16 protein-coding genes and 1 pseudogene are annotated in these 17,182 nt (G+C 69.3%); 2 read left to right on the top strand and 15 right to left on the bottom strand.

From position 1 onward, the window contains the following. Positions 1–26: 26 nt before the first annotated feature. Entirely contained in the window at positions 27–626 is a 600-nt protein-coding gene (locus tag QSU92_RS15960) for a DUF3043 domain-containing protein (RefSeq protein ID WP_289263378.1), read from the top strand. 1 nt (position 627) lies between these two features. On the opposite strand, the gene QSU92_RS15955 is transcribed toward QSU92_RS15960, so the two are convergent. The 5 genes from QSU92_RS15955 to dnaE form a co-directional block, all read right to left on the bottom strand. Next, a complete protein-coding gene (locus tag QSU92_RS15955; RefSeq protein ID WP_289263377.1) occupies positions 628–1,668 on the bottom strand; it encodes a quinone-dependent dihydroorotate dehydrogenase in 1,041 nt (346 codons plus the stop codon). A 10-nt stretch (positions 1,669–1,678) separates the two neighbouring features. Then, the gene (gene nrdR / locus QSU92_RS15950; protein ID WP_289263376.1) at positions 1,679–2,164 is read right to left on the bottom strand and encodes a transcriptional regulator NrdR; all 486 of its coding nucleotides are present in this window, start codon (positions 2,162–2,164) and stop codon (positions 1,679–1,681) included. 12 nt (positions 2,165–2,176) lie between these two features. Beyond that, the gene (gene hisD / locus QSU92_RS15945; RefSeq protein WP_289263375.1) at positions 2,177–3,475 is read right to left on the bottom strand and encodes a histidinol dehydrogenase; all 1,299 of its coding nucleotides are present in this window, start codon (positions 3,473–3,475) and stop codon (positions 2,177–2,179) included. A 14-nt stretch (positions 3,476–3,489) separates the two neighbouring features. Continuing rightward, positions 3,490–4,677, bottom strand: coding sequence for a hypothetical protein (locus tag QSU92_RS15940; RefSeq protein WP_422880389.1), 1,188 nt, complete (start codon positions 4,675–4,677; stop codon positions 3,490–3,492). Between the two features lie 129 nt (positions 4,678–4,806). Beyond that, entirely contained in the window at positions 4,807–8,271 is a 3,465-nt protein-coding gene (dnaE, locus tag QSU92_RS15935; RefSeq protein ID WP_289265937.1) for a DNA polymerase III subunit alpha, read from the bottom strand. A gap of 122 nt (positions 8,272–8,393) precedes the next feature. Here dnaE and QSU92_RS15930 point away from each other — a divergent pair, with 122 nt between their 5' ends. Further along, positions 8,394–8,867, top strand: a complete 474-nt coding sequence (locus QSU92_RS15930; RefSeq protein WP_289263372.1) for an NUDIX domain-containing protein — start codon at positions 8,394–8,396, stop codon at positions 8,865–8,867. 11 nt (positions 8,868–8,878) lie between these two features. On the opposite strand, the gene QSU92_RS15925 is transcribed toward QSU92_RS15930, so the two are convergent. From QSU92_RS15925 to murC, 10 genes and pseudogenes are all read right to left on the bottom strand, one after another. Continuing rightward, positions 8,879–9,448, bottom strand: a complete 570-nt coding sequence (locus QSU92_RS15925) for a GNAT family N-acetyltransferase (RefSeq protein ID WP_289263371.1) — start codon at positions 9,446–9,448, stop codon at positions 8,879–8,881. Between the two features lie 38 nt (positions 9,449–9,486). Further along, positions 9,487–10,407: an RluA family pseudouridine synthase gene (locus tag QSU92_RS15920; RefSeq protein ID WP_289263369.1), complete on the bottom strand. Its 921-nt coding sequence runs from the start codon at positions 10,405–10,407 to the stop codon at positions 9,487–9,489. A 1-nt stretch (position 10,408) separates the two neighbouring features. Continuing rightward, positions 10,409–10,990 carry a signal peptidase II gene (gene lspA / locus QSU92_RS15915; protein ID WP_289263367.1) on the bottom strand — a complete coding sequence of 194 codons (582 nt, stop codon included), beginning with the start codon at positions 10,988–10,990 and terminating at the stop codon, positions 10,409–10,411. Between the two features lie 3 nt (positions 10,991–10,993). Then, complete coding sequence (locus QSU92_RS15910) at positions 10,994–11,590, bottom strand: DivIVA domain-containing protein (RefSeq protein ID WP_289263366.1); 597 nt, start codon at positions 11,588–11,590, stop codon at positions 10,994–10,996. A 120-nt stretch (positions 11,591–11,710) separates the two neighbouring features. Beyond that, the gene (locus QSU92_RS15905) at positions 11,711–12,013 is read right to left on the bottom strand and encodes a YggT family protein (protein WP_124293021.1); all 303 of its coding nucleotides are present in this window, start codon (positions 12,011–12,013) and stop codon (positions 11,711–11,713) included. A gap of 9 nt (positions 12,014–12,022) precedes the next feature. Next, entirely contained in the window at positions 12,023–12,478 is a 456-nt protein-coding gene (locus QSU92_RS15900; RefSeq protein ID WP_179559412.1) for a cell division protein SepF, read from the bottom strand. 33 nt (positions 12,479–12,511) lie between these two features. Beyond that, on the bottom strand, positions 12,512–13,234 hold the full coding sequence (locus tag QSU92_RS15895) for a YggS family pyridoxal phosphate-dependent enzyme (RefSeq protein WP_289263363.1): 723 nt from the start codon (positions 13,232–13,234) through the stop codon (positions 12,512–12,514). 16 nt (positions 13,235–13,250) lie between these two features. Continuing rightward, positions 13,251–14,411, bottom strand: coding sequence for a cell division protein FtsZ (ftsZ, locus tag QSU92_RS15890; RefSeq protein ID WP_289263361.1), 1,161 nt, complete (start codon positions 14,409–14,411; stop codon positions 13,251–13,253). A gap of 150 nt (positions 14,412–14,561) precedes the next feature. Continuing rightward, positions 14,562–15,548, bottom strand: a complete 987-nt coding sequence (locus tag QSU92_RS15885) for a cell division protein FtsQ/DivIB (RefSeq protein WP_289263359.1) — start codon at positions 15,546–15,548, stop codon at positions 14,562–14,564. A gap of 157 nt (positions 15,549–15,705) precedes the next feature. Further along, positions 15,706–17,136: pseudogene (gene murC, locus QSU92_RS15880) on the bottom strand (UDP-N-acetylmuramate--L-alanine ligase); the annotation flags it as partial. Between the last annotated feature and the right edge of the window lie 46 nt (positions 17,137–17,182).

Genomic DNA, 17,182 nt, shown 5'->3' with positions numbered 1-17,182 from the left:
CGTTCTCCGCTTCCAAGGATCTCCCCGTGGCCAAGACTCCCGGCGCACCCACCCCCGCAGCTTCCACTCCGAATGACGCGCCCGAGGGCGCCGCATCCGCGTCGGGGAAGGGCCGCGCGACGCCGACCCGCGCCGAGCGCGAGGCCGCCCGCAAGCGCCCCCTGGTTCCCGACACCAAGGAGGCCAAGGCCCGCGCCCGCGCCGACCTGGCCGCGCAGCGCGAGAAGGCGCGCGCCGGCATGGCCGCGGGAGACGAGCGCTACCTCCCGGTCCGCGACAAAGGGCCTCAGCGTCGCTGGGTCCGTGACTTCGTCGACTCGGGTTTCCACCTGGGCGAGGCGGTCATGCCGGCCATGGTCCTGGTGATCGTGGCCACCTTCGTTCCCGTGCTCGCCGTGCAGTACTGGTCGTTCGTGGTGCTGTGGATCTTCATCCTGTTCGTCATCGGCGACATGGTCATCACCTCCATCCGCGTCAAGCGCGGCGCACGGGAGAAGTTCGGGGCCGACAAGACCGAGAAGGGTCTCGGATGGTACGCCGCGATGCGCAGCATCCAGATGCGGTTCCTGCGCCTCCCCAAGCCGCAGGTGAAGCGCCGCGGGTTCCGTGGCGGGAGCACCGCCTGACTCAGGCCGACGCGCGAGCCGTCGAGCGCGCCAGCGATCGGTTGATCTGACGGGCCCAGAGAGGACCGCGGTAGAGGAACCCGGTGTATCCCTGAACGAGGGTGGCGCCGGCCTCCAGTCGCTCCCGCACGTCCTCCCCCGTCTCCACCCCGCCGACGGAGATCACCGCGAAGGAAGCGGGGACGATCCGCCGCAGCAACCGGAGCACCTCGAGCGATCGATGGCGCAGGGGCGACCCGGAGAGGCCGCCTGCACCGGCGGCGGCGACGGTCTGCGGATCGGTGGTGAGCCCCTCGCGATCGATGGTGGTGTTCGTGGCGATGATGCCCGAAAGACCGCCATCGACGGCGAGGCGGGCGACCTCGACGATGTCTTCGTCCGCGAGGTCCGGCGCGATCTTGACCAGCAGCGGCGTGGCGCCCGCCGCATCCTTGACCGCCTCCAGCAGCGGCCCGAGGCTCGCAACGGCCTGGAGGTCGCGGAGGCCCGGGGTGTTGGGCGAGGACACGTTGACGACGAGGTAGTCGGCGAGGGGGGCGAGCAGTCGCGTGCTCCGGACGTAGTCGGGGGTCGCGTCGGCGACCTCGACGACACGGCTCTTTCCGATGTTGACCCCGATGAGAGGGCGTCGCCGCCGTCGGCGGAGTGCCGCCAACCGCGCGGCAGCAGCCTCGGCGCCGGCGTTGTTGAAGCCCATCCGGTTGATCACCGCGCGGTCGGGGATCAACCGGAACAGACGCGGGCGCGGGTTTCCCGGCTGTGGGTGGGCGGTGATCGTGCCGACCTCCACGTGACCGAAACCGAGCGCGGCGAGTCCGCGCGCGGCGCGGACGTCCTTGTCGAACCCGGCGGCCACGCCGAACGGGGTCGGAAAGGTCAGGCCCAGCGCCGAGGTCTCCAGCATGGGAGCGGGGCGGGTGAGGCGGGCTGCGAGCGCTGACAGCGGCGGCGCACCGAGAGCACGGATCACGACGACCGCCACGTGGTGCGCGGTTTCGGGATCCATTCGCGTGAGGACCGTGCGGAACAGGAGGGGATACATCCCCTCCAGGCTAGCGAGTCGGCTCGCCCTCACCCGCCCGCACACGATCGGCGTGGTCGGCGCGGAGGCCGGCGATGGCCGATTCGAAATCCTCCAGCGAATCGAAGGCCTGATAGACGCTGGCGAAACGCAGGAAGGCGACCTCATCGAGCTCGCGGAGCGGGCCGAGGATCGCCAGGCCGATCTCGTTGGTGTCGATCTGGGAAGCGCCGGTCTGCCGTACCGACTCCTCGACGGTCTGGGCGAGCACCGCCAGGTCGCCCTCGGTGACGGGCCGACCCTGGCAGGCTTTGCGGACACCCGACATGACCTTCTCGCGGCTGAACGGTTCGATCACCCCGGAGCGCTTGATCACATTCAGGCTCGCCGTCTCGATGGTCGAGAACCGGCCGCCGCACTGCGGGCACTGCCGGCGACGTTTGATGCTCAGCCCGTCGTCGCTGGTTCGCGAGTCGATGACACGGGAGTCGGAATGACGGCAGAAGGGACAATGCATGGCGAGAACAGGTTACGCCGAGAACCGAGCGGTCACGGCCTCGCCGTGCGCGGGCAGGTCTTCGGCATCGGCGAGGGTCACGATCGCTTCGCGCACGTCGGCCAGCGCCTGCTCGTCGTACGTCACAACCTGCTGTGGCCGGAGGAACGTCGATGCCGACAGACCCGCCGCATATCGGGCCTGTCCCCCGGTCGGAAGGACGTGGTTGCTGCCCGCGAGGTAGTCGCCGAGACTGACCGGCGTGTGGCGACCGACGAAGATGGCGCCGGCGTGGACGAAATCCTCGGGGCGGGGATCGGCGAGGTGGAGCTCGAGGTGCTCGGGCGCGTAGGCGTTGCTGAACGCCGTCGCAGCGGCCTGATCGTCCACGAGCACGATGGCCGACTGCGCGCCGCGGAGGGCGGTCTGAACGCGTGACGCATGACGCGTGCCGGGTGCCCTCCGGGCGACCGATGCGGCGACCGCTTCGGCGATGGCGGACGAGGTCGTCACGAGAACGGCGGATGCCTGCTCGTCGTGCTCGGCCTGACTGATGAGGTCGGCCGCGACGATATCGGCGTCGGCGGAATCGTCCGCGACGATGAGGATCTCGGTGGCTCCGGCCTCGGAGTCCGTTCCGACCAGACCCGCGACGGCGCGCTTGGCCGCCGCGACGAAGTTGTTCCCCGGACCGGTGACGACATCCACGGGCGTGAGGCCGATCTCGGGAACACCGTGGGCGAAGGCGCCGATCGCCCCGGCACCGCCCATCGCGTAGACCTCGGCGACGCCCAGGAGTCGCGCCGCGGCGAGGATGACGGGATGCACCCGACCGCCGTGCTCACGCTGCGGGGGCGAGGCGAGGGCGACTTCGGACACACCGGCGATCTGTGCGGGGACGACGTTCATCACGACGCTCGACGGGTAGACGGCCTTCCCCCCGGGGACGTACAGACCCACGCGACGCACCGGCTGCCAGCGCTGCACGATGCGCGCGCCCGGACGGACGATGGTGACGATCTCCGCCGGGACCTGGGCCGCCGAGCCGAGGCGGACGCGGTCGATGGCTTCCTCCAGCGCTGCGCGGATGTCGGGGGCGAGGCCCGCCAGTGCCTCATCGAGGTGCGACGCCGGCACGCGGATCTCGTGTCCGGTGACCCCGTCGAATCGCTCCGCCTGCTCGCGCAGGGACTCCTCGCCGCGCGCCGCCACGTCGGCGACGATGTCAGAGGCCGCGGTGAACGCCGCCTCGCGGGTGCCTTCGGCCCGCGGGACAGCGGCGAGCAGCTGGGCGGCCGTGAGCGCCTGCCCGCGCAGGTCGATGGTGCGCATCTCGATGGAGTTCCTCAGCCCCGGGTGACGCCGGAGACGTCGTGCAGGTACCCCGTGCGGCCGTCCTCGTGGCGGACGACGAAGTGGGTCTGGCGGTCCTCGATGACGAGAGCCCACGCCGTCGGACCGATGCGGAAGAGGGCGACGCCGTTCTCGTCGACGATGTCGCGCTCCTCGGGCACGAGGGCCCAGAACGCCTGGTAGCGGGTCTCGGGTTCGATCACGGTGGTGGCCGTCTGGTCGGCATCCCGAGTGTCGTCGGCGTGGGCGTCGTCTGAGGCGGAGGTGTCGGCGACCGCCGTCCTCGGCTGGGCGTCATCCGCGTCCAGCCGCTCGGTGCGGGAGGGCCCGAACATCTCCTCGAGCTCGCTCGGCTGGTTCGCACCGTCGGCATCCACGTCCGGTCGGCCCATCGCTTCGGGCCCGACGGGAACACCCGCTGAGGCGTGCGCGCCCGCCGAGGCGGGTGCATAGGGGTTCACGCCGTGGGCGCCGGTGTCGTACGAACCCGTGTCGTCGGCGCCGGTAACGGACGACGCGCTGTCCCGGACGGGCGCGGCGGTGGGTGCCGGCGCGGGCTTGGGAGCACGAGGGGTCCGGGGACGCGGCGTGACGGGACGCGCGGGACGGGCGAACCGGTGGGCGACGACCTCCCGACGGTCCCGGAAGTCCTCGGCGAGGGCGGGGATGAGCGGTGCGAAGACGGTGAGGACGACGCCGGCGAGCATGAGGACGAACTCCACCCAGATCACCCAGCCGCGCAGCCACGGACCGCCGGCGACGACGATGGCGACGGTCTCCCAGATGAGGTGCAGCCAGATGACCGCCGAGACGGTGAAGGCCACCGAGGCGAACTGGTCGATACCGAGTGAACCGACACGGCGGATCCCCTCGGGGGAGAGCCGGCGCAGCGCCAGCAGGAAGACCGCGACCGTCGGCACGCCGATGGTGAGGATCCACCACAGGCCGGTGGTCCACACCGAACTGAACTGCACGGTGCTGAACGAGAAGAAGGACACGACGAAGGCCACGAGCCAGACGCCGCCCAGGATCACCTCGCGCAGCGAGAACGGCCCTACGCCGTACTGCACCCCGGTGTCGGCGCGGCCGTCGGCGACGGTGGGCGCGTCATCCTCCGCGGGCGTCGTCGCGGGGGTGTCCACGGTCGGTTCGTCGTTGCTGATTCCGTCGGTCACAGTCATCCTTCCCGGGAGCCGCGCGGTCCGCACGGCGACTCCCGATCTTACCCGCGCCACTCGTCCGGATCACGGGCGTGTGCGCTTCATCACGACGTCGCGGACGACCCGCGACATCGATCGCCCCATCACCGATCAACCGAGACACTGGGGCCCGAGGAGACCTTTCAGCTCGCCGTACAGGTCGGCGGTCACCATCACCGGCAGCGGGACCTCGAACACCTTCGCCACCCCGCCCTTGTGCAGGCGCAGGGTCACCTCGGTATCCCCGCGGTGTCGGGTCAGCACCTGAGCCAGTTCCGTCACCACCGTCTCGGTCGCCCGATGCTCGGGAACGAGGAGAACGAGCGGGCCGGAAGCGTCCACCGCCCCGAGATCGGGCACGAACGCCGAGACGGCGTGCAGGTTCATGCCGTCATCGCGTCGTGACACGCGTCCGCGGACCACGAGGATCGAGTCGGCCTGCAGCATCGACTGGAATTCGGTGTAGGTCTTGCCCATGAACATCACCGTGACCTCACCGTCGAAATCCTCGACCGTGATCATGCCGTAGGGGTTGCCGCTGGACTTCGCCACCCGATGCTGCACGCTCGTGACGAGGCCGGCCACGGTGACCTGCTCGCCGTCGGCGATGTCCTCGGACGCCAGGAGATCGTGGATCGACAGCGAGGCGTGCTTGGCGAGCGGAATCTCCAGCCCCGCCAGCGGATGATCGGAGACGTAGAGCCCGAGCATCTCGCGCTCGAAGGCCAGCTTGTCCTTCTTGGTCCACTCCGGCCGGTCGGGCACCTTCTGGACCTGCTGCGGTTCGTCCCACAGCGAATCGAAGTCGAATCCGACCTCGCCGTTGGCCTCACGGCGCTTGTCGAGGACGGCCTGCTCGGTGGCATCCTCGTGGATCTCCATCAGCGCACGACGGGTCGCCCCGAGCGAATCGAACGCACCCGCCTTGATCAGCGACTCCACCGTCCGCTTGTTGGCAACGGGCACGGGAACCTTCGACAGGAAGTCGTGGAACGACGTGAAGCGCGTCTCCTGGCGGGCGGCGACGATGGCGTCGACCACGTTCGCGCCGACGTTGCGCACGGCGCCCAGCCCGAAGCGGATGTCTTCGCCGACGGCGGCGAAGTAGCGGATCGACTCCCCCACGTCCGGCGGCAGCACCTTGATGCCCATGCGACGGCACTCGTTGAGGTAGACGGCCATCTTGTCCTTCGAGTCACCCACGCTCGTGAGGAGCGCCGCCATGTACTCGGCCGGATAGTGGGCCTTCAGGTAGGCGGTCCAGTACGAGACGAGGCCGTACGCCGCCGAATGCGCTTTGTTGAAGGCGTAGTCCGAGAAGGGCAGGAGGATGTCCCAGAGCGCCTTGATGGCCTGATCGCCGTAGCCCCGCTCCTTCATGCCGCCCGAGAAGCCCTCGTACTGCTTGTCGAGCTCGGACTTCTTCTTCTTGCCCATCGCACGGCGGAGGATGTCCGCTTGACCGAGCGAGAAGCCCGCAACCTTCTGCGCGATGGCCATGACCTGCTCCTGATAGATGATCAGGCCGTAGCTGATGTCGAGGATGTCCTTGAGAGGCTCCTCGAGCTCGGGGTGGATCGGCGTGACCTCCTGCTGCCCGTTCTTGCGGAGGGCGTAGTTGATGTGGGAGTTCGCGCCCATGGGTCCGGGACGGTAGAGCGCGATGACCGCCGACACGTCCTCGAAGTTGTCGGGCTTCAGCAGCCGCAGCAAGGAGCGCATCGGGCCACCGTCGAGCTGGAAGACGCCGAGGGTGTCGCCACGGGTGAGCAGCTCGTACGCCGCGGCATCGTCGAGCGCGAGGTGCTCGAGATCGAGCTCTTCTCCCCGGTTCATCCGGATGTTGTCCAGCGCATCCGAGATGATCGTGAGGTTGCGAAGCCCGAGGAAGTCCATCTTGATCAGGCCCAGGGTCTCGCACGACGGGTAGTCGAACTGCGTGACGATCTGGCCGTCCTGCTCGCGGCGCATGATCGGGATGATGTCGAGCAGGGGCTCCGACGACATGATGACGCCTGCGGCGTGGACGCCCCACTGTCGCTTGAGCCCCTCGAGTCCGAGAGCCCGGTCGAAGACCGTCTTCGCCTCGGGGTCGGTGTCGATGAGGGCGCGGAACTCGCCGGCTTCCTTGAAGCGCGGATGCTGTGCGTCGTACATCCCGCTCAGCGGCATGTCTTTGCCCATCACGGCCGGCGGCATCGCCTTCGTCAGCCGCTCCCCCATGCTGAACGGGAAGCCCAGCACACGGCCCGCGTCCTTCAGAGCCTGCTTGGACTTGATCGTGCCGTAGGTCACGATCTGCGCGACCCGCTCGGAGCCGTACTTCTCGGTGACGTAGTCGATCACCTCGCCGCGACGCCGGTCGTCGAAGTCGACATCGAAGTCGGGCATCGAGACGCGGTCGGGGTTGAGGAAGCGCTCGAAGATGAGGCCGTGCTCGAGCGGGTCGAGATCGGTGATGCGCATGGCGTAGGCGACCATCGATCCCGCGCCCGAACCACGGCCGGGACCGACGCGGATCCCGTTGTCCTTCGCCCAGTTGATGAAGTCGGCGACGACCAGGAAGTAGCCGGGGAACCCCATCTGCAGGATGATGCCGGTCTCGTACTCGGCCTGCTTGCGGACCTTGTCGGGGATGCCGTTCGGATACCGGTAGTGCAGGCCCTTCTCGACCTCCTTGACCAGCCAGCTGTCCTCGGTCTCGCCATCGGGCACGGGGAAGCGCGGCATGTAGTTCGCGCTCGTGTTGAACTCGACCTCGCACCGCTCGGCGATGAGGAGGGTGTTGTCGCACGCCTCGGGGTGCTCGCGGAAGATCTGCCGCATCTCCTGCGCCGTCTTGACGTAGTACCCGTCGCCGTCGAACTTGAAGCGGTTCGGGTCGTCGAGGGTGGATCCCGACTGCACGCACAGCAGCGCCGCGTGCGCGTCGGCCTCGTGCTGGTGGGTGTAGTGGGAGTCGTTGGTCGCGACCAGGGGGATGCCGAGATCCTTCGAGATGCGGATCAGATCGGTCATGACCCGCCGCTCGATGGAGAGCCCGTGATCCATGATCTCGGCGAAGTAGTTCTCTTTGCCGAAGATGTCCTGGAACTCGGCGGCCGCCGCCCGCGCGGCGTCGTACTGGCCGAGACGCAGTCGCGTCTGCACCTCGCCCGACGGGCAGCCCGTCGTCGCGATGAGCCCCTTGCCGTAGGTCTCGAGCAGCTCCCGGTCCATGCGCGGCTTGAAGTAGTACCCCTCCATGCTCGACAACGAGCTGAGCCGGAAGAGATTGTGCATTCCCTCGGTGCTCTGGCTCCACATCGTCATGTGGGTGTACGCGCCGGAGCCGGAGACGTCGTCGCTGCGCTGCTCGGGGGTGCCCCACTGCACCCGCGACTTGTCGCTGCGGTGCGTGCCCGGCGTGACGTAGGCCTCGAGCCCGATGATCGGCTTGACGCCCGCCGCCTTCGCGGCGTTGTAGAACTCGAATGCGGCGAAGGTGTTGCCGTGGTCGGTGACGGCGATGGCCGGCATGCCGTAGTCGGCCGCCGCCTGAGTCATGGCGCCGATCTTGGCCGCCCCGTCGAGCATCGAGTACTCGCTGTGCACGTGCAGGTGAACGAAGGAGTCGGATGCCACGGAACCAGCGTACGCGGCGGGTCGGACATCGGCGGCGTGTCGGATAGCGTGGCAGCGAGCAGAGGGAGACCGTGATGCCGACACCGGATTTCGTCCTGGACCTGCGCCGCCACATAGGGACCCGCCCCCTCCCCCTGGTGGGCGTGACCGCCGTGATCGAGCACGAGGGAGCCGTGCTGCTGGGCCGCCGCAGCGACAACGGCCGACTCACTCCCGTCACCGGCATCGTCGACCCGGGCGAGGAGCCCGCCGATGCCGCCTGCCGTGAGGCGGAGGAGGAAGCGGGAGTCATCGTCCGCGCGGTCCGACTGGCCTTCGTGCACCAGATCCCTCGGATCACCTACGACAACGGCGATCAGAGCGATTACCTGGATCTCACCTTCCGCTGCGCGTGGATCTCGGGCTCCCCCGCACCGGTGGACGGTGAGATGACCGAGGTCGGCTGGTACCCGATCACCGCGGTCGAGTCACTCCTCGACGACGACATGGCCGAGCGCGTCCGTCGTGCCCTCGAGGACGGTCCGACCGTCTTCCTCCAGAGTGGGTGATCGTCGCAGTCTCACGCGAGGTCGAGACGCATGAGCACGCGTGGGAAGCCGTTCAGCACGGAGGTCGTGTCGGCGGCGTGGACGAAACCGGCCCGCTCGAAGAGAGCACGGGTGCCGACGTAGGCCATCGTCAGGTCGACCTTCGCTCCGCGGTTGTCGACGGGGTATCCCTCGATGGCGGGCGCGGCGCTGTCGCGCGCGAATCGAACCGCGCCATCCAGCAGTGCGTGCGAGAGCCCGCGCCCGCGGTACCCGGGCCGGACGCGGATGCACCACACGCTCCACACATCCCGGTCATCCACGTGAGGGATCTTCCGATTCGCGGCGAACGACGTGTCTGCGCGCGGATGCACCGCCGCCCAGCCGACCACGTCATCGCCGTCGTAGGCGAGGACGCCCGGCGGGCCGCCTGCGAGCAGTTCCCTCACCCGCTCGCCGCGCGCCGGCCCGTGCAGAGCACGATTCTCGGCGCCCGGCACGCGATAGCTCAGACACCAGCAGACGTTCGACGTCGGCTTCTTCGGGCCGACCATCGTGCGGATGTCATCGAACACCGTCGCCGGTCTCACGTGGATCGACATGGCTCCACTCTGCCGCGACCCGCCGACATCGTCGCGGTTCACTCTCCGCGGAGGATCTCCAGCGCCGCGGCGAGGTCCGCGGGGTAGTCCGACGTGAACGCGACCCACTCCCCCGTGGCGGGGTGGGTGAAGGCCAGGCGATGCGCGTGCAGCCACTGCCTCGCCAGTCCCAGCCGCGCACCGAGGGTGGGGTCGGCACCGTAGAGGGGGTCTCCGACGCACGGATGCCGGTGGGCGGCCATGTGCACGCGGATCTGGTGGGTCCGGCCCGTTTCGAGGTGGATCTCCAGCAGCGATGCGCCGGGAAACGCCTCGAGGGTCTCGTAGTGGGTGACGGAATCTTTGCCGGAGGGGATGACGGCGAACTTCCAGGAGTGGGTCGGGTGGCGTCCGATCGGCGCGTCGATCGTGCCCGCCAACGGATCTGGATGCCCCTGCACGACAGCGTGGTAGACCTTCTCGACCTCGCGCTCCCTGAAGGCGCGCTTGAGAGCGGTGTAGGCCGCCTCGGTCTTGGCGACGACCATGAGTCCGCTCGTACCGACATCCAGCCGGTGGACCACGCCCTGACGCTCCGCCGCTCCCGTCGTGGCGACGGGCACGCCCGCCGCCGCGAGGGCACCGAGGACCGTGGGGCCTTCCCAGCCGACCGACGGATGCGCCGCGACTCCCGCCGGCTTGTCCACGACGATCAGGTCGGCGTCCTGGTGGACCACTCCGAGATCGGGAACGTCCACCGGAATGATCCGGGGATCCTCCCTGGCCGCCCATTCGACCTCGAGCCAGGCGCCGCCGCGGAGGCGATCCGACTTCGCCAGGGCGCGCCCGTCCATCCGCGCACCGCCGGCGTCGAGGACATCCACGGCGAAGGTGCGGGAGAAGCCCAGCATCTTGGCCAGCGCGGCGTCGGCACGGGTACCGTCGAGCCCGTCCGGAACGGGGAGGTGTCGCGACTCCACGTCAGTCGACCGCGCGCTCTGAGCGAGACGCGGAATCGGCCGATGCCGGTTCTCCCTTGCGGGACGATCGCTCCTGCCGCGTCCCGTCCAGGTGCGGGCCGAACAGCACGAGGGCGGCGACCGAGATCATCATCGTGACGATGAAGATGTCGGCGACGTTGTAGATGGCGGGCATCATCCACGGGGTGTTGATGAAGTCCACGACGTGACCGACGGGGAAGCCGGGCTCGCGGAGCAGGCGGTCGGTGAGATTGCCCAGCACGCCGCCGAGGAGAAGCCCCAGGACGATCGCCCAGATGCGGGAACGCAGGCGCGTGACGGCGAGGAACACGATGACGACCGCCACCACCGCCAGCGCGATGGTGAAGATCCAGGTGACGTCCTCACCGAGGGAGAACGCAGCGCCTGGATTGCGGGTGAGGTAGAAGATCAGGAAGTCGCCGAGGATCCGCACCGGCTCCTGGTACGGCAGGCTCTGGATGGCGAGGTACTTCGTGAACTGGTCGGCGGCCAGCACGACCGTCGCGAGGATCACGACGATGATGCTGGCCGCCGCCCGGTGAAGCGGGGTTCGACCGGTCAAGGACTACAGGCCGACGGCCGGCACGGGCGCAGACCCGGTGGCGGTCGACGACGCGTCCAGGTCGCGCAGGTGCCCCTCGATGTAGCTGCGGAGCTGCGTGCGGTAATCACGCTCGAACTGACGCAGCTCGCTGATGCGACCCTCGAGCGTGGCGCGCTCCTTCTCCAGGCGAGCCATCTCGTCGCGTCCGCGGGCCTCGGCTTCGGAGACGATCGACGTGGCCTGAGCCTGGGCGTCGGAGATGAGCTGGTCACGCTTGGCGCGACCCTCCGCGACGTGCTCGTCGTGGAGACGCTGTGCGAGCTCGATGATGCCGGCGCTGGCGGCGCTCGGCGAGCCGGCGTCCGCGGCGGGCGCCGAGGTCGGCTCGGAGGCCGCGGCCGGGGCCTCCGCTACCGGGGCGGCGACCGTGGCCGGGGCGGACTCGCCGGATTCGAGGGCGGCGAGCTTGGCCTTCAGCTCCTCGTTCTCGGCGATCGTCTTGCGCCATTCGACGACGATCTCGTCGAGGAAGTCGTCGACCTCGTCCGGGTCGAAACCCTCCTTGAAGCGGACGTGCTGGAACTGCTTGGTGACGACGTCATCGGGGGTCAATGCCATGGTGATTCCTCTTTCGAGCTGGTCGTTGGCCGACGTCGCGGCCCTCCCACCGTCCTGCGGCGGTCGTATCCAGCCAAGCATAGCCCCGGGCCACGGACGTGTCGAAGGCGCCTGAGGGGCTCAGACCATCGTGAGCGAACGGGTGACGGCGAGCAGGATGAAGCAGAGCAGCATCGTCAGCGCGAAGCCGAAATCGAGAGCGACCGGCCCCACCCGCAGGGGCGGGATGAAGCGCCGGAACATCTTGATCGGCGGATCCGTGACGGTGTAGACGACCTCGGCGAGCACCAGGCCTACGCCCTTCGGCCGCCACTCGCGGTTGAAGAAGGGGATCCACTCGAGCACCAGGCGCCCCAGCAGGACGAAGACGTAGATGAAGAGGATCGCGTTGAGGATGGAAGCGATGAACGCGATGACGGGCACGTACTAAGGCTACGAGAAGGGCACGGCTTCCGGGTCCGCGTGCGCGATGGCACCGTCTCCGGATACGGCGACGTTCTCGGGCGAGAGAAGGAAGACCTTGCTCGTGACACGCTCGATGCGCCCGTACAGACCGAGCGACAGGCCGCTGGCGAAGTCGATGAGACGGCGCGCATCGGCATCCGACATCTGCGAGAGGTTGATGATCACCGGGATCCCGTCGCGGAAGTTCTCTGCGATCACCTGCGCGTCGCGGTACTGCTTGGGGTGGACGGTCAGGATCTCGCTCACCGCGGTCGGCGCGGGCTGGCGGACGACGGCCGGACGGTGGATCGGTGTGATGGGAGCGGCCTTCTCGACCGCCTGCGGCTTCTGCCGAGCGGCCGGCTGCGACGCGGGCTCTTCGTAGACCTCTTCCTCATCGGCGAGGCCCAGGTACACCATGGTCTTCTTGAGCGGGTTCGACATCGGATCCTCCGTTTGCTCGTGTCGTTTCCGAGGTTAACCGCGCTCGGGCCGCGGGCCGGTGATTGCCGTACCGATGCGTAGGTGTGTCGCGCCGATGGCGATCGCCTCGGCGAAGTCTCCGGTCATCCCCGCCGACAGCCAGTTCGCGTCTGGAACGACGGCGCGCACCGCCTCGGCGTACCGCGCGAGGCGCTCGAAGGCCGCGGCAGGCGCTTCATCGAGGGGGGCGACGGCCATCACGCCGCGGACGCGCAGCGTGTCGCAGCGGGCGGTGTGGTCGGCCAGAGCGTTCAGTTCCCCGGGCGCGACGCCGCCTCGCCCGGGGTCATCGGTGAGGTTGACCTGCAGGAAGACATCCAGCAGGGGTTCGGACTCGTCGGCGGCGCGGTCGAGGGCGTCGGCGATCTTCGGTCGGTCGACCGAGTGCACCACCGCGGCGGCGGAACGGATCGCTCGAGCCTTGTTGGTCTGCGCCTGACCGATGAAGTGCCAGCGCAGGCCCGCCAATGGTCCCACGGCCTCGTGCTTGGCCGAGAGCTCCTGCTGGCGGTTCTCGCCCACATCCCGGACGCCGAGACCGTAGAGCCTCTCGACGAGACGGGCGGGATGGAATTTGGTCACCACGATCCGCGTGATCTCCTCCGGGCGACGACCGGCGGTGCGCGCCGCCTCGACGATGCGCGCATCCACATCGGCGAGCCGCCGGGCGAGGTCGTCCTCGTCCGGCGGCTCGTCGCGCGTCGTGGGTGCGATCATCGCGAGGCGGTGCAGGTCACTTCAGGAAGTCGGGGATGTCGAGATCGTCATCCCCGAACGCCGAGTCGTAGCCGGTGTCGGGCAGGGTGGCCCCGACCGAGATCGACTCCTTCTTCGGCTCGACCCGCTCCGGCTCGACCTCCCGCGCGGCGTCGACGGCGGGCATCGCGGGCACGACGGGCACACTGGCCGGGCGAGCGGCGGCGACCGGGTCGATCCGCAGCGACGGCTCGCCGCCGTCGAATCCGGCCGCGATGACGGTGACGCGCACCTCGTCACCGAGGGTGTCGTCGATGACCGTTCCGAAGATGATGTTGGCCTCGGGGTGGGCGGCCTCCTTCACCAGCTGCGCGGCGTCGTTGATCTCGAAGATGCCGAGGTTGGACCCGCCCTGGATCGACAGCAGCACACCGTGCGCGCCCTCGATCGATGCCTCGAGGAGGGGCGACTCGACGGCGAGCTCCGCGGCCTTGATGGCACGGTCGGCGCCGCGGGCGGAGCCGATGCCCATCAGGGCCGACCCGGCGCCCTGCATGACCGACTTCACGTCGGCGAAGTCGAGGTTGATCAGACCCGGGGTCGTGATCAGGTCGGTGATGCCCTGCACACCGGCCAGGAGCACCTGATCGGCAGTGGCGAAGGCCTCCACCATGGAGATGCCGCGGTCGCTGATCTCGAGCAGACGATCATTCGGCACGACGATGAGGGTGTCGACCTCCTCCTTCAGCCGTCCGACGCCGGCCTCGGCCTGGCTCTGCCGACGACGACCCTCGAAGGAGAAGGGCTTGGTGACCACACCGATGGTGAGGGCTCCGATGGACTTCGCGATCTTGGCGACCACGGGTGCGCCACCGGTGCCGGTCCCACCGCCTTCGCCCGCGGTGACGAAGACCATGTCGGCACCGCGCAGGGCCTCCTCGATCTCCTCCGCATGGTCCTCGGCCGCCCGACGACCCACCTCGGGGTCGGCACCGGCGCCGAGCCCGCGCGTGGGCTCACGTCCGACGTCGAGCTTGACGTCGGCGTCGCTCATGAGCAGCGCCTGGGCGTCGGTGTTGATCGCGATGAACTCCACGCCACGCAGCCCGAGTTCGATCATGCGGTTGACGGCGTTCACGCCGCCGCCGCCCACACCGACCACCTTGATCACGGCGAGGTAGTTCTGGTTCTGGCTCATGCCGGCCTCCGTCTTCCCGAACCTTCAACCTCTACTAGAGGTATAAAGAATTGCTCGGTATGCAATTCCTGTTCTTGAAGGTAAGCGGACGACGCGGCTCGGCACGGAGGGACACGGCGTGTCGCGACATCCTGATTTCTCGGTGGCGTGTCAGCGGATCACGACCGCGTCGGGCGAGGAGACGTCGTACTCGGTGACGGTATCGGCCGGCCGTGCGACCATGACGGTCTCGAGGACCCGGGCCTTCAGCGCGGATTCCTCCGCACTCCCCCAGACCACGCGGGAGGATGAGGTCAACGTCATCGTCACATCGAAGGCCGAGGTCGCACTCACCGCCGTCACCTGGTCGCCGATCGAGGCGGGAAGCGCCCGCATCACCCTGCCGACGGCCGCGAAAGCATCGCCGTCGACTCCGCCGCGCACGTCCAGCACCGGCTCGCCCGGCGGCGGCTCGGTACTGGCCGAGAGGACGACCCCTGCGGCATCGACGACGGAGTACCCCGATGCCGACGCGATCGCGCCGATGGGCGTGCGTTCGACGATCCGGACGACGAGCTCGTGCGGCGGCCGCGCCTCGAGGGTGTAGCTCTGAACGAACGGGAAATCGGAGAGCGTGTCCTGGATGGCCGCTTCGTCCACGAGCGGGAGAGGAGTGCCCAGCTGCGACGCCAGCGCCGCCTCGACGCCACCGGCGTCGAGCTGAACCGCTCCGACGACCCGAACACGTTCGACGGCGAAGAGCGGGCTGTAGGCCACGGCGGCGGTCACCCCTGCCACGACGAGGATGGCACCGATCACCGACACCCACAGCGCGCGCCGGCGGCGCTGGCGGACGGTGAAACGCCGGACCTCTGCACGCAGCGCTCTCCTCCGGGCGCGCGACGCGCGCCACACCGCCAGCAGGCCGACCGGCTGCTCCGCCGGCTCCGCGCCCTCGACCGGACCGTCGTCCGACGCAGCGCTTGACGCCCCCGACGCCGACCCGCCCGGTTCGGATCCGGGCTCCTCGCCCGCTCTCCGCCCGCCGGGGCCTCTCCGCGACCGACCGCGCGATCCCGTCGCGGCACCGACGTCGGTCGGGAGCGGCAGGATGACGCCCGGACGGTCTTCGACGTCGACCGCGTCATCCGTCGTCACGCCGGACTCGCGCCGCGCCGGCGCGGCCGGCGGCGGGAGGGGGGACGGCCGACGGACCACCGGGTCAGCCCTCGACGGCGGCGGTATCGGTGTCGCGGGAGACAGGTGTGGGGTGGGAGACAGGGGTGGTTCGGGAGACAGGGGTGGTTCGGGAGACAGGGGTGGTTCGGGAGACAGGGGTGACCGGAGCGTCCGGGCGGATGCGGCTCAGCGCCTCGAGGAGCTGCGGGACGAGGAGGTTCACGTTCCCGCACCCGAGGGTGATGACGTAGTCGCCGGGTCGCGCGACCGCGGCGGCATGGTCGGCGGCGCGCTGCCAGTCGGCGACGAAGCGGACCCGATCCGGGTCGGAGAAGGCGTGGGCGACGAGATCGCCCGTGACGCCGGGGACGGGGTCCTCCCGCGCGCCGTAGACGTCGAGCACGACGGTGTGGTCGGCGTGGCGCTCGAGCACCTCGGCGAACTCCCGGTACATGTGCTGGGTGCGCGAGTAGGTGTGAGGCTGGTGGACGGCGATGATGCGACCGTCGCCGATGACGCTGCGAGCGCCGGCGAGGGCGGCGGCGACCTCGGTCGGGTGGTGGGCGTAGTCGTCGTAGACGCTCACCCCGCGCTCGACCCCGTGCAGTTCGAACCGTCGGTCGGTGCCGGCGAAGCCGGTGACCGCATCCGCCGCTGCGCCGAGCGGAAATCCGAGACCGATGAGCACGGCCACCGCACCCGCGGCGTTGACGGCGTTGTGCACTCCGGGGATCTTCAGGCGCACCGGCACCGTCTCGCCCTGGTACGTCAGGCGGAAGCCGACCGGCCCATGAGCCTCGACGTCGCTCAGGCGCACATCGGCCCCGGCGTCGAGCCCGAAGGTGATCACGCGAGGGTGATCGAGCAGCGCCGCCACGTCTTTCGCACCGGGGTCGTCCGCGGAGATCACCACCGCCTCGCGCGCGTCGCGGCCGAAGCGGGCGAAGGCCTCGACGAAGGCCTCAGCGGACCCGTAGTGGTCGAGGTGGTCGGGGTCGACGTTGGTGATGAGGGCGACCGAGGTGTCGTAAAGGAGGAACGTGCCATCGGATTCGTCGGCTTCGATCACGAACAGGTCGTCCGCTCCTGTGCCGCTGGAGACGCCGAGCTGCGCGATGACACCGCCGTTGACGAAGGTGGGATCCGCGCCGAGAGCCTGCAGCGAGGTGACGATCATGCCCGTCGACGTGGTCTTCCCGTGCGCACCCGCGACGGAGACCAGGCGTCGCCCGCCGATGAGCCAGTACAGCGCCTGCGAACGGTGGATGACGGCGAGGCCCCGCTCTTTCGCGGTGACGTACTCGGGATTCTCCGGCCAGATGGCCCCCGTGTGCACGACCGTGTCGGCATCGCCGAGGTGCGCGGCGTCGTGGCCGGCGTGCACCGTCGCGCCGAGCGCGGCCAGCGCCCGGAGGGACGGACTGTCGGCCCGATCCGACCCGGAAACGCGGATTCCACGGGCGAGGAACATCCGGGCCAGCCCCGACATGCCCGATCCCCCGATGCCGATGAAATGGGCGGCGCGGATGTCATCCGGAATCGGCAGAGACAGGTCAGGTCTGATCATGGCCCGTCAATCCTAGATCGGCCTCCTGCGCGCCCCCTCCCGGCGC

Origin of the sequence: Microbacterium sp. ET2 (assembly GCF_030347395.1) — a bacterium.
Classification (GTDB): domain Bacteria; phylum Actinomycetota; class Actinomycetes; order Actinomycetales; family Microbacteriaceae; genus Microbacterium; species Microbacterium albipurpureum.
The sequence above is the reverse complement of the archived record's forward strand: the minus strand, read 5'-3'. Positions and strand labels throughout refer to the sequence as shown.